This window comes from Halomonas cibimaris, from assembly GCF_039537045.1.
Lineage (GTDB): Bacteria > Pseudomonadota > Gammaproteobacteria > Pseudomonadales > Halomonadaceae > Vreelandella > Vreelandella cibimaris.
The window spans coordinates 1-13,048 of the sequence record NZ_BAAAZT010000067.1; the positions used below are offsets into that span (position 1 = coordinate 1).

At 63.6% G+C, this 13,048-nt stretch carries 10 protein-coding genes; 4 read left to right on the forward strand and 6 right to left on the reverse strand.

Annotated elements, in window-relative coordinates:
• Positions 1 to 158 precede the first annotated feature (158 nt).
• Positions 159 to 1,778 (forward strand): methyl-accepting chemotaxis protein, encoded by a 1,620-nt coding sequence (locus tag ABD654_RS07260; protein WP_344703744.1) that lies wholly within the window; start codon positions 159 to 161, stop codon positions 1,776 to 1,778.
• A gap of 148 nt (positions 1,779 to 1,926) precedes the next feature.
• The gene (locus ABD654_RS07265; protein WP_344703746.1) at positions 1,927 to 2,400 is read left to right on the forward strand and encodes an META domain-containing protein; all 474 of its coding nucleotides are present in this window, start codon (positions 1,927 to 1,929) and stop codon (positions 2,398 to 2,400) included.
• Positions 2,401 to 2,842: 442 nt separating this feature from the next.
• Here ABD654_RS07265 and ssb read toward each other — a convergent pair whose 3' ends face one another.
• Positions 2,843 to 3,427: a single-stranded DNA-binding protein gene (ssb, locus tag ABD654_RS07270; protein WP_344703748.1), complete on the reverse strand. Its 585-nt coding sequence runs from the start codon at positions 3,425 to 3,427 to the stop codon at positions 2,843 to 2,845.
• Positions 3,428 to 3,457: 30 nt separating this feature from the next.
• Positions 3,458 to 4,864 (reverse strand): MFS transporter, encoded by a 1,407-nt coding sequence (locus ABD654_RS07275; protein WP_344703750.1) that lies wholly within the window; start codon positions 4,862 to 4,864, stop codon positions 3,458 to 3,460.
• 190 nt (positions 4,865 to 5,054) lie between these two features.
• On the opposite strand from ABD654_RS07275, the gene uvrA reads away from it, so the two are divergent.
• Complete coding sequence (gene uvrA, locus ABD654_RS07280) at positions 5,055 to 7,904, forward strand: excinuclease ABC subunit UvrA (RefSeq protein ID WP_344703752.1); 2,850 nt, start codon at positions 5,055 to 5,057, stop codon at positions 7,902 to 7,904.
• A 96-nt stretch (positions 7,905 to 8,000) separates the two neighbouring features.
• On the opposite strand, the gene ABD654_RS07285 is transcribed toward uvrA, so the two are convergent.
• Together ABD654_RS07285 and ABD654_RS07290 are read right to left on the reverse strand one after the other, a co-directional pair.
• A complete protein-coding gene (locus tag ABD654_RS07285) occupies positions 8,001 to 9,107 on the reverse strand; it encodes an alkene reductase (protein WP_344703754.1) in 1,107 nt (368 codons plus the stop codon).
• A gap of 39 nt (positions 9,108 to 9,146) precedes the next feature.
• Entirely contained in the window at positions 9,147 to 10,145 is a 999-nt protein-coding gene (locus ABD654_RS07290) for an NADP-dependent oxidoreductase (protein ID WP_344703756.1), read from the reverse strand.
• Positions 10,146 to 10,318: 173 nt separating this feature from the next.
• On the opposite strand from ABD654_RS07290, the gene ABD654_RS07295 reads away from it, so the two are divergent.
• Complete coding sequence (locus ABD654_RS07295) at positions 10,319 to 11,317, forward strand: LysR family transcriptional regulator (protein WP_344703758.1); 999 nt, start codon at positions 10,319 to 10,321, stop codon at positions 11,315 to 11,317.
• On the opposite strand, the gene ABD654_RS07300 is transcribed toward ABD654_RS07295, so the two are convergent.
• Positions 11,287 to 12,198 carry a DUF481 domain-containing protein gene (locus ABD654_RS07300; protein ID WP_344703760.1) on the reverse strand — a complete coding sequence of 304 codons (912 nt, stop codon included), beginning with the start codon at positions 12,196 to 12,198 and terminating at the stop codon, positions 11,287 to 11,289. The genes ABD654_RS07295 and ABD654_RS07300 overlap by 31 nt on opposite strands.
• A gap of 16 nt (positions 12,199 to 12,214) precedes the next feature.
• Positions 12,215 to 12,997, reverse strand: coding sequence for a ribonucleoside-diphosphate reductase (locus tag ABD654_RS07305; protein WP_344703762.1), 783 nt, complete (start codon positions 12,995 to 12,997; stop codon positions 12,215 to 12,217).
• Positions 12,998 to 13,048 lie beyond the last annotated feature (51 nt).

The following is a 13,048-nucleotide window of genomic DNA, read 5'->3' on the forward strand; positions in this document are numbered from 1 at the left end:
AGGGTCAGAATCTGGGTGCCGTCCATGCCATACCTCCTGTCCATGTGGAGGTCATATCCTGGCCCAGCTCAGGGGGCGAATTCCACACCCAACGACGAAGAGCCCATTATTGCTTGCTTCACCTTGTTTATCTGTCCTGCTATCGGAGAACAAAGCGAATGAAACTCTGGGACAATCTCACCATGCGCATGAGCTGGACGCTGGTCCTGCTGACGTTTCTGGCAATGATGCTGGTGCTAAGCGGTGCCGGCCTCTACGCCGTCGACCACAGCCGCCAAAGCATCCGGCAGCTGACCCAGGTCAACGTTAGCCAGCAGTCAGCGCTCAATCGCCTCAATTCCGCACTGCAAAACATTCGTCTGGATCTTGCCGATCTTTACGTCGATCGCGTTGAACAGAACAGCCCCGGCGCAGCCGCCAGGCGCCAGCAAGTCGCCGAGCTTGATGAAACGCTGGATCAGGCCAGCGCCCTCTTTACCGAATTTGTTGACCTGCCGGCCGCCGAGCAGCACTCAGCGCTGATTACAGCGCTTAAAGACAGTTTCGTGCGCCTGCGGGATGCCCACCTGCAGCCGCAGCTAAACGCTTTGGCACAGGGCGAGCTGGCGGCGTATCGCAGCGGCCGCGAGGGCTCCCGGCGCGCCTACGACGCCTTTTATCAGGATGCCGCGCGCTTTTTTCGTACCGTAGAAGAGCAGGGCGGCGCGCGCCTGGAGCGCTTTGATACCGTGGTCGACTTTGCCACCGCGATCATTATTGCGGTGTTCGTCTTCGCACTGGCAGTGACCGCGCTGATCTATTGGGGGGTCGGTGCGAACCTGATTCGTCCTATCAAACGCTTGATTCAGCAGTTCGACATCATGGCTGAGGGCGATCTTTCCCACCGCCTGGAAAGTCGCGGCAGCAATGAGATCGGCCAGCTGTACGCCGCGCTCGACCACATGCAGCAGGCGCTGCTCAATACCGTCACCACCGTGCGCGACAGCAGCAGCGAGGTCTATGACAGCGCCAGCCATATTGCCCAAGGCAACCAGGACCTGTCCGCCCGCACCGAGCGTCAATCGGCCTCGCTGACCCAGACGGCCTCCAGCATTGAAGAAATGACCTCAACCATGGAGCGCAGCAGCGACAATGCCTCTCAGGCCAATCGCGTAGCGGAGGAAACCGCCGACAAGGCAGAAAACGGCAGTCACGTGGTGCAAAGCGTAGTCGAGCGTATGCAAGAAATTCGCCAAAGCTCACGCCAGATTACCGACATCATCACGCTGATCGACTCCATCGCGTTTCAAACCAACATTCTTGCGCTCAACGCCTCGGTAGAAGCCGCCCGCGCCGGCGAGCACGGCCGCGGCTTTGCCGTCGTCGCCAGTGAAGTGCGCCAGCTCGCCACCCGCAGCGCCAGCGCCGCTACCGATATCCACAAGCTGATCGACACCACCGCCCAGCAGGTAGAAGCCGGCGCCGAGCAGGCCGATTTGGCCGGCGATACCATGAACGATATCATTGCCTCGGTCAGGCGCGTCACCGCGCTAATGGAAGAAATCGACGTCGCCACCCGAGAGCAGCGCAGCGGCATCCAGGAGATCAACACAGCGATCAGCGACATGGAGCAGACGACCCAGCAAAACGCCACCATGGTGCAGCAGGCAAGCACAGCGGCCCAGCAGCTGCAAAGCGAGGCCGACCGCCTCAACCAGATCGTGGCGCGCTTCACCCTGCCTCGGGATAACGACGCCGCCGCAGACGCCGCGCAGCACCCGGCCCTGCCGGCGTTTTAATCCAAAAGCGGGCAAAGCGCCGGCCGCTTTTGCTGCATTCACATAAACCTGACACGCTATCAGCTTGGCACGCTATAAGCCCGGCACGCTGATTGCGCGTGCCACTGCTACGGCACATCGACTTACCCTGACGAATGCGAGAAACAACATGCAGCGCACGATAAAAACCGCAGGCGGCTCCATGCTTTTGGGGCTGGCCCTTGCTCTGACCGGCTGCGCAAGCAGCCACACCGGCGAGCAGCCGGCCGCCGATAAAACGCCGGACGTAGCACTGACCGACACCTACTGGAAACTGGCCGCGCTGGAAAACGGCCCGCCGGTCACCGCCCAGGATAACCAGCGCGAAGCGCATTTTGTCCTGCACAGCGAAGGGCAGCGCGTCGCCGGTGCCACCGGCTGCAACCAGCTGATGGGTAACTACAGCCTAAGCGAGAAACGCCAGCTCCGCTTTGCCCAGCTGGCCACCACCATGATGGCCTGCCCGGATAGCCAGGGAGTGGAGCGCGCGTTTCTCGATGCGCTCAACCAGGCCAGCGGCTGGGACATCAGCGGCAAAACGCTGACCCTGACCGGCGCCAACGACGCGACGCTTGCCCGCTTCAAAGCCGTGCACCTGTATTGAAAGCGCCTCGCCAGTTGTTTTTATACGCAAAAGCCCCGTCAAAACGGGGCTTTTTTGCGCTCGGACGCTTGCTTGTGGCCGCCAGGTGTATGGTTCCGAAAAGTAGTGGCCAGGGTTTTCATGAAATCTCTTGGGTTCCTCCTGCCAGCGCCTTCTGCTTGCATACATACGAACATGTATGTATGTTACAAGCCCTTAAATCATTGTTAAAATTCCGGTTTTGTACTCTGTAGTGGCCGGGTTTTCCGGCCGCTACATCGCTGTGCAGCGTAGGGGCCTTGGGCAGACTGTCAAAACCAGCTGGCCAAATTCACTATGCCACTACATTTGTGATGGCGAACCTTTTCTCTACGTTTTTCACCCGAAAATAAAAAAACCCCGCTTCGCGGGGCTTTATGGATCACCTTAATTTTTAATCGTTACAAATTACAGTTGCCATGATCTAGAACGGAATTTCGTCGTCGAAATCGTCGAAGCTATCCGGGCTGGGTGCGCCGTAGCTGCCGCCGCCCTGCTGCCCGGGCTGGCCCTGCTGTGGCGGCTGCTGAGGGGCAGGCTGCTGAGACGGCTGGCCGGGATAGCCCTGCGGCTGCTGCGCCGGCTGCTGGCGAGGCTGCTGGGACGGCTGGCCGCCCGGATAGCCGCCCTGCTGCGCATAGCCGCCCTGGTAGTCGCCGCCGCCACCGCCGCCGCGGGAGTCCAGCATCTGCATGTCGTTACACACTACCTCGGTGGAGTAGCGGTCCTGGCCATTTTGATCCTGCCACTTGCGGGTTTGCAGCCGCCCTTCAATGTAGACCTTGGAGCCCTTGCGCAGGTACTGCTGGGCAATTTCCGCCGTTTTATTGAACAGCACAATACGATGCCACTCGGTACGCTCCTGGCGCTGGCCGCTGGCACGGTCCATCCACGTATCCGTGGTCGCCACGTTGAGATTGGCCACCGCCGTGCCCGAAGGCGCAAAACGCACCTCGGGATCCTGGCCGAGATTGCCGATAAGAATGACTTTATTGATACCGCGAGCCATCAAATACTCCTTGATGCGTCCGTAAAGGTGTCAGCCGGCATCGCCGGCATCAGGGGAATGCGTAGCCGCCGCCGGCAGCAGCCGGGAAAGCGCCGCCTGGTCGAGCGTTTGGCGGTTCACCTTGAGGTAGGCCACCTGCTCTTCGGGCACAAGCATAACGTCTTCCACGCCGGCAACCCGGGCCAGGCGCTCCAGCAGCGCCTTTTGGGTAGCGGCCGAGGCGCCGTCCAGTGCCACCACCTCGCTTGCCAGCGGCGGGGGCTTGGGCAGTGACCACATGATACCCCACCAGGCCAGCGCCAGCGCCGCGCAGCCTAAAAATACGGCGTTGAGCCCAAAGGCACTGGACAGCCAGCCGCCCAGGGTTCCGCCCAGAAACGCGCCCAGAAACTGGCTGGTGGAATACACACCCATGGCCGTACCCTTGGCGCCGGCCGGTGCGAGCTTGCTGAGCATGGACGGCAGCGTCGCCTCAAGCAAATTGAAGCCGGTGAAAAACGCAAGCAGCAGCACAAAAAGCCCCGCGCCGTGAGACAGCGGCAGGCCCAACCCGGCCAGGCTCAGCGCAACCGTGGCAATGGCCAGCAGGCAAACCGGCTTTGTCAGCTGCTTTTTTTCCGCCACGATCACCAGCGGAATCATCAGCACAAAGGCCCCGCCCATAATCAAAAGGTAGGCAAGGCCGTGCCACGATTTGTCGATACCCGCCTCCACCAGCCGCAGCGGCACCGCCACAAAGCTCGCCATCAGCGTCAGGTGCAAAGCGAAAATCGACAGATCAATGCGCCACAGATCGGGCCGGGTCAGCACGCGGCCCAGCTGGCCGCGGTCCATCCCCACGTCCCTGTGCTTGACCCGGCGCGGCGCGGCCGGCACCCAGCGCCAAAGCACCGCCAGCCCCACCGCGGTCATCGCCGTGGTAAACCAGAACACGCCGGCAAGCCCGGTCACGGCGGCAAGCCAGGGCCCCAGCGCCATGGCCACGGCAAAGGCCACGCCGATGGACAGCCCGATGGTGGCCATCGCGGCGGTGCGTACCTGCTCGCGGGTCTGATCGGCCAGAAGCGCCATGATCGCCGCTGCCACCGCGCCGCTGCCCTGCAGCGCGCGCCCGGCAATAATGCCGGTGATGGAGTCGGCCAGCGCCGCCACCATGCTACCCAGCGCAAACAGCACAAGCCCCGCAGCGATTATACGCTTGCGCCCGAAACGATCGGATAAAAGCCCGAAGGGAATCTGCAGGCAGGCCTGGGTCAGCCCGTAGACGCCCAGCGCCACGCCCACCAAAAGCGGTGTAGCACCGGCCAGCTCGTCGGCATACAGCGCCAGCACCGGCAGCACCATGAAAAGCCCCAGCATACGCGAGGCATAAAGCCCGGCAAGGCCGCTGATAGCGCGGCGCTCAGCAGGCAGCAGCAGTGCAGAAACCTTGGCCATAGAGTCTCAACGTTAGGAAAACGCGCCTGAGGCACACGCCCGGGCAGCGCTGAAAAGAGCGGGGAGGCGTTTTATTCTAGCGCGCTTGACGGCCAGTGAAAACGCCGGCGGCGCCACATCGCTGCGCGCTTTGCCCAGACGCCGCGGCAAACCGTATACTGGCGCCTTTGCCGCGCGTAATGAGGTCGTAATGGAAAGCATTCAGGTCAGGGGCGCCCGCACCCATAACCTCAAGGAAATCGACGTGACCCTGCCCCGGGACAAGCTCATCGTGGTCACCGGGCTTTCCGGCTCGGGCAAGTCGTCGCTGGCCTTTGACACCCTCTACGCCGAGGGCCAGCGGCGCTACGTGGAGTCGCTTTCCACCTACGCGCGCCAGTTTCTGTCGATGATGGAAAAGCCCGATATCGACCATATCGAAGGGCTCTCGCCGGCGATTTCCATCGAGCAGAAATCCACCTCGCACAACCCACGCTCAACCGTGGGCACCATTACCGAGATCTACGACTACCTGCGCCTGCTGTTCGCCCGCGCCGGCACGCCGCGCTGCCCCGAGCACGGTGCCGACCTCGAGGCCCAGACCGTCTCCCAGATGGTCGACCAGGTGATGAACCTGGAAACCGGCACCAAGCTGATGCTGCTGGCTCCGGTGATCAAGGGCCGCAAGGGCGAGCACCTGCAGCTTTTGGCCGAGCTGCGCGCCCAAGGCTTTGTGCGGGTACTCATCGACGGCCAGGTGCTGGAGCTTGACGACATCGCCCCGCTGGACAAGCGCAAAAAGCACGACATCAGCGTGGTGGTCGACCGCTTCAAGGTGCGCGACGATATCGCCCAGCGGCTGGCGGAATCGTTCGAGACCGCGCTGACCCTGGCCGACGGCACGGCGATGATCCATTACATGGACGGCGACGCCGAAGACCTGGCGTTTTCCTCGCGTTTTGCCTGCCCCGAGTGCGGCTACTCGCTGGCCGAGCTTGAGCCGCGGATGTTTTCGTTCAACAACCCCGCCGGCGCCTGCAGCGGCTGCGACGGGCTCGGGGTGCAGCAGTACTTCGACCCTGCCAAACTGATCAGCCACCCGGAGCTGTCGCTGGCTGAGGGTGTGATCAAGGGCTGGGACCGGCGCAACGTCTACTATTTTACCCAGCTGAAATCCCTTGCCGACCACTACGGCTTTGCCCTGGAAACGCCCTGGCAGGAACTGAGCGACAGGCACCGCAACATCGTGCTCAACGGCACCGGGCGCGAGCCGGTGCCCTTTGCCTACGCCAACGACCGCGGGCGCAAAGTGACCCGGGAGCATCCGTTTGAAGGCGTATTGCCCAACCTCAAGCGTCGCTTTCACGAAACCGAATCCACCATGCTGCGCGAGGAGCTTTCGCGCTACGTCACCTCAAGCGCCTGCACCCGCTGCCACGGCACCCGGCTGCGCCGGGAAGCGCGCCACGTCTTCGTCGACGACTACACCATTGCCGACGTGGTGCGCATGCCCATCGGCCAGTCCCAGGCATACTTCTCGACCCTTGAACTCTCCGGCCGGCGCGGCGAGATTGCCGCCAAGATCGTCACCGAGATTCACTCTAGGCTGGAGTTTCTGGTCAACGTGGGGCTCGACTACTTAAACCTTGAGCGCAGCGCCGACACGCTCTCCGGCGGCGAGGCCCAGCGCATCCGGCTGGCCAGCCAGATCGGCGCGGGGCTTGTGGGGGTGATGTATATCCTCGACGAGCCCTCCATCGGGCTGCACCAGCGCGACAACGACCGCCTGCTCAAGACTCTTGAGCGGCTGCGGGACCTGGGCAACACCGTGATCGTGGTGGAGCACGACGAAGACGCCATTCGCCAAGCCGACCACGTGCTGGATATCGGCCCCGGCGCCGGCGTTCACGGCGGTGAGATCGTCGCCCAGGGCACGCCGGAAGAGGTCATGCACACCCAGGGCTCGCTCACCGGCGAGTACCTGCGCGGCGAGCGCGAAATTGCCGTGCCGCCCCACCGCATTCCCGGCAATCCGGAAAAGCAGCTGGTGCTTGAGGGTGCTACCGGCAACAACCTGCAAAACGTGACGCTGACGCTTCCGCTGGGCTGTTTTGTCTGTGTGACCGGCGTGTCGGGCTCGGGCAAGTCGACGCTGATCAACGGCACGCTGATGCCCATCGCCGCCCGGGATTTAAACCGCGCCACCACGCTGACGCCGGCGCCGTACAAGTCACTCGACGGACTCGATCAGCTGGACAAGGTCATCGACATCGACCAGAGCCCCATCGGGCGCACGCCGCGCTCCAACCCGGCCACCTACACCGGCATTTTCACCCCCATCCGCGAGCTGTTTGCCGGCACACAGGAAGCGCGCTCGCGCGGCTACAAGCCCGGGCGCTTCTCGTTCAACGTCAAGGGCGGGCGCTGCGAGGCCTGCCAGGGCGAGGGCATGATCAAGGTGGAAATGCACTTTCTGCCCGACATCTACGTGCCCTGCGACGTGTGCAAGGGCAAGCGCTACAACCGCGAAACCCTGGACATCCACTACAAGGGCAAGACCATCGACGAAGTGCTGCAGATGACCGTGGAGGAGGCGCTGGCGTTTTTCAGCCCGGTGCCGGCCATCGCCCGGCGGCTGCAGACGCTTCTGGACGTGGGGCTGTCCTACATCAAGCTGGGGCAAAGCGCGACCACGCTGTCCGGCGGCGAGGCCCAGCGGGTCAAGCTCGCCCGGGAACTGGCCAAGCGCGACACCGGCCAGACTCTGTACATCCTCGACGAGCCCACCACCGGGCTGCACTTCGAGGATATCCGCCAGCTTTTGGTGGTGCTCCACCGCCTGCGCGACCACGGCAACACGGTGCTGGTGATCGAGCACAACCTGGACGTGATCAAGACCGCCGACTGGCTGGTCGATCTGGGCCCCGAAGGCGGCTCCGGCGGCGGGCACATCATCGCCGAAGGCACGCCCGAGCACGTTGCCACCGTCGAAGCCTCCCACACCGGGCGCTTTCTCGCGCCGATGCTTGAGCGGGCGAAAAAATCGACGGCAAAAAAATAGCGCCCCGCAGGGCGCTATTGCCAAAGGCGCCGGCATAGCGGGCGCCAGCTCGAAACCACTGGCCGATAAGGCCAGTGGTCAAGGGCCGCTAGTCGGTCATGAAAGGTCGGTCATGAAAGGATAGTCGGTGTAGCCTTCGGCGCTGCCGCCGTAAAAGGTGTCGGGATCGGGCTCGTTGAGCGCGGCCCCCTGACGGAAGCGCTCGACCAGGTCGGGGTTGGCGATGTACGACCGGCCAATGGCCACCGCATCAGCGATGCCCGCGTCGATAATGCGCTCAGAGCGCTCGGCATCGTAAAAGCCGCAGAAGATCAGGCTGCCGGTGAAGCGCTCGCGCAGGCCGCGACGGAAATCGTCGGTCAGGGTAATGTCGCCACCCGCCCAGTTGGGCTCGTTGATGTGCAGATAGGCAATGCCGCGCTCGCTCAGCTGGCCGGCGAGATAAAACGCCATGGCCTCGGGCTCGTCGTCGGTCAGGCCGAAGATTTCGATAAACGGCGACAGGCGCACGCCCACGCGGTCAGCGCCGAATACCTCCATCACCGCGTCCACGACTTCCAGCGGAAAACGCGCGCGGTTTTCAAGCGAGCCGCCGTAGCGGTCGGTGCGCTGGTTGCTGCCGGTGGCGAGAAACTGGTTGAGCAGATAGGCGTTGGCGGCGTGCACCTCAATCATGTCAAAGCCGGCGCGCTTGGCACGCACCGCCGCTTGACGGTAGTCGTCCACGACCTCGGCGATTTCTTCCGTTTCAAGGGCCCGAGGCGTGCTGGTGGGATGGCGCCCGGCGCTGCCGTCGTCAAACTCCACAAAGCACTGGGCACCTTCCCCTTTCAGCGCGCTGGGCGCGACCGGCGGCTGGCCGTCGGGCTGCACCATCTCGTGGGAAACGCGCCCTACGTGCCACAGCTGCAGCGCCATGCGTCCGCCCTTGGCGTGCACCGCATCCACAACGCCTTTCCAGCCGGCTTCCTGCTCGTCGGTCCAGATGCCCGGGGTATACACATAGCCCCGCGCGGTGGGGGAAATATTGGTGGCCTCGCTGATAATGAGCCCCGCGCCGGCGCGCTGGCCGTAGTAGGTCTGCTGCAGCGCGCCGGGGACGCTATCCGGCGTGCGCGCCCGGGTCAGCGGCGCCATGAGGATACGGTTGGGCAGCGTCAAGCTGCCAAGGTTAACCGGTTGAAGTAGCGTTTCGTGTGCCATGGAGCATCCTTATACACAATGAGCAAGGGAAAAGAGACGTTACAGCTTGACCAGCATTTTGCCCTGATTGCTGCCGGAAAACAGGCCGAGAAAGGCGTCAGGCAGGCTTTCAAGCCCTTCGTGGACGGTTTCCTGATAGTCGATCTCGCCGCTGGCCACTCGGGGGCCGAACTCGTTGATAAAGTCGGTGTGGTGTTCCCAGTGGTCGAAGACGATAAAGCCCTGCATCCGCGCCCGGCGGATCAGGATCATCGCCAGGTTGCCGGGCCCGGCGGCGGGCGCGTCGTCGTTGTAGCGGGCGATCATGCCGCACACGGCGATGCGAGCCCCCACGCGCAGGTTGTTGAGCGCGGCTTCCAAGCAGTCGCCGCCGACGTTTTCATAGTAGACGTCAAAGCCTTCAGGGCAGGCGTCTTTTAGCGCCGCACTCAGCTCGGCGGCACTTTTACCCCGGTAGCTCACCGCCGTCACGCCCTGAGACTCAAGCCACTCAAGCTTTTTGGGATCGCCGGCAATGCCCACCACGGTGCCGCCGTTGGCCTTGGCCAGCTGTACGGCCAGCGAGCCCACCGCGCCGCCGGCCGCGCTCACCAGCACGTTGTCGCCCTTTTGCATGTTGGCGATCACGTTAAGCCCCACCCAGGCGGTGGTGCCGGGCATGCCCAGCACGCCCAGATAGGCCTGCTCGGGCACATCAAACTCGGGCAGCGGCTCGGCCTGATCCGCCGGCAGCTGGGCCACATCGCGCCAGCCGGCCATGTGGCGCACCTTGTCGCCCTGCTTGAAGCGCCCATCGCGGGATTCAATCACCTCGCCCACGGCGGCGCCTTCCAGCGGCTCGCCCAGGGTGAACGGCTCGATGTAGGTGGTCACGCCGTCCATGCGGCCGCGCATGTAGGGGTCCACCGACAGCCAGGCGTTGCGCACGCGAATTTCGCCGTCTTCAAGCGGGGCAAGCTCGCGGGTTTCCAGCGCAAACAGGTCTTTGGACGGCAGGCCCTGGGGATGCTCGTGAATGGTGTAGTAGCGGCTTTGCATAGCGAGCTCCTGTCGAGTTATGTGGCCAAGCGCCGCCGAGAGGCGGCGCGAATGCTCACACTGTATGCCTTTCGTCCCGTATCACGCCAATGCAAGATGCTTAAAAGCATTATGCATAATGCTGATATCATACGCCTTGAAGCTGTTTTCCATGACCCCAAGGGAGGTTTGCCATGCAACTCTCGGAGCTGGCCCGCCATGACCTGAACGCGCTGGTGACGCTGCACGCCCTGCTCGATTCGCGCAGCGTCACCCGCGCGGCCCAGCGGCTGAACCTTAGCCAGCCGGCGGTATCGCGCACGCTGTCACGGCTGCGTCAGGCCTTCGACGACCCGCTTTTTGTACGCACGCACCGCGGCCTGCGCCCCACTGCCAGAGCTCAGGCCCTGGGGCCGCCGCTGGCCAGGCTGCTGGAGGAACTCGGCGCTTTGCTGGCACCGCCGGCGTTTGATCCGGCAAGCACTACCCGGCGTTTCCACATCGCCACGACCGACTACGGCATGCACGCCTTTCTTTCCCCCCAGTGGCAGCGGCTGAAACGCCAGGCGCCGCACCTGCGTCTGGAAATACAAAACGGCAGCGAAGACATCGAGCAGCAGCTCGCCGAAAGCGGCCCGGAGCTTGCCCTGTGCGTACCCGGCGAACGGGTGCCGGCCAGCGTCCACGGCCGGGAGGTGGGCCGCGATGCGTTTGTCTGTGTGATGCGCCGGGATCATCCGCTGGCTCAGGACAGCCGGCAGGAGCTGACGCTGGAGGCGTTTTTGCGCGCCGACCATCAGCTGATCAGCATGGGTGGGGATGACCGCGGGGCGGTCGATTTAGCGCTGGCGCGGCAAGGCCAAAAACGCCGGGTCAGCCTGCGTCAGCCACACTTTCTGGCGGCGTTTTCCACCACCGTGGGCAGCGATCTTTTGCTGTGCGTGCCGGGATGCCTGGCGGCAAGCGTGGCCGACCACTGGCCGCTGGCCGTGCGAAGGCTGCCCCTTGCGGTGCCTTCCTTTGCCTACTGGCTGGTATGGCACGAGCGCCACCAGGCCGATGCCGGCCATCGCTGGCTGCGCCACACCCTGTTTGACGGCCTGGCGGCACGCCATCGCGCACTCAGCCAGCGCCCGCTCATTGATCCGGACGGCTCATTGCGCTACCAGTTCAGCCCCAGCCCCAGGTTGTAGGTAGTATCGTTGAGGTCTTCCACGCTGTTTTTCACCCAGTCGGTTTCTACCGACAGCTGCAGCGAGGCCCAGTCGGTCAGCGGATAGCGCAGGCCGGTTTTACTCGCCAGCAAAAAGCTGGTGCTGCTGGACAACGCCTGACCCGCGCGGCCGTTGGCGTACACCTCAAAAAGCTGATTCCACAGATAGCGGTTGAACTGCCACTGCAACACCCCGGAGTGGAACGTCTCATTGTGCCGGCGGGCATATTCATAGCGGTTGCGGGTTAAAAGGGCCGAGAGCGAAAACGCGCCGCGCTCGTTGTCCCACAGCTGATAGCCCGGCCCCAGGCCAAGCGAGAAGCGCCGCTCAAGGGCCTCGTTCCAGTCGCGGTAGGTGCTCACCCGCCCCTGCCAGAAACGCTGCGAGGTAAAAAACCGTTCCGGAGCGTAGGACAGACGCCAGTCGTTCTTGCGCCGCTTGCCGTCGCGGTATTCACGGTGATAGCCGGCGCGCCAGGTATGGCGCCACCGGCCGGCTTCGATACGCTGGCGCACATCCAGCTCAAGCTCTTGAGTGTCGGCGGCACTGTGCTCATATTCAAAGGCCACATCAATACCGCCGGTAGCCGTGAACGGACGATCAATCGACGACGTTGCAGCGCGGGCAGGCGCCGGCTTGGGCTCGGGCTCGGGCTCGGGCGGCGCCTCCAGCGCCACGCGTTCGACGCGGCCCGCAGCGACTGCGATTTCACCGGCGTAGTCGGTCTTGATACGCACGTGCGATGCGGTTTTTTCCACCACTTCTCCGGTGACACGGTCACCGTTTTTCAGCCACAGGGTATCGGCGCGCAGCGGCAGCGCCGCCATGACCATACTCGCCACCCCCCACGCTTTGATCACACGGGTGGCAACCTCATCAGCCACACTTGGACCAGCCGCAGCCGGCATAGCAGGTCGGGCAGCCGTCCATCATGATCAGCTCACCGCGACATTCCGGGCAGTGGCCGACCACCGCCGGGCCGGCCGCCGGCGCCGCAGCATCGCCGCCAATCGGCTCAACCGTGCCGGTTTCGGGCGCGCTGGCGTCTTCTTCCTCGGGCTGAAAGGCGGGGCCGTGCGCCATGCGCTGAGCGTAGCGCTCGACCAGCGCTTCCACCGGCACCTGATTGCCGTCCTGGTCGAGAAAGCCCCGGCGATACAGGATTTGCTGGATCGACCAGGCAATGGCCGAGACTTCCGAGTCGTGAAACACCGGCTTGCCGTAGCGGTTCCAGCCGCAGCGCACCAGCCCCTTGTCCCAGGCGACCTTGCGCAGATCCGCCACCGCCTGGGTCACATAGCCACCCCGGGCGGCCAGCGACAGGCTGCGCATGGTGGCGGTGATCCACTGGTGTTCGCTGGAAAGCTGCCCGGAAGGAAAGAAAAATTCCACCGGGCGCTCAATGACCACGCGCTTACCGCCGACCACGCCTTCCACCGGCATGAACGACACCAGCAGGTAGACTTTTTTGCGCCCTTCGGCGCCGACGTAGGAGATCTTCTCCGACACCGCTTCCAGCGTCCCTTCGGGGCGCGAGGCAATGCGCAGGGTCAGCGGGTTTTCCTCCGGCAGGGTCGCTTCGCGTTCAGGCTCGGCGGCGGCGGGTTCATCCTGCTTGATGCGGTAGCCTACGATTTTTGAGGTAATTTCAACGGCCATGATGGTCTCCACTTAACAGAAGGTCTAAAGGACGGACACGGAATAACGCCC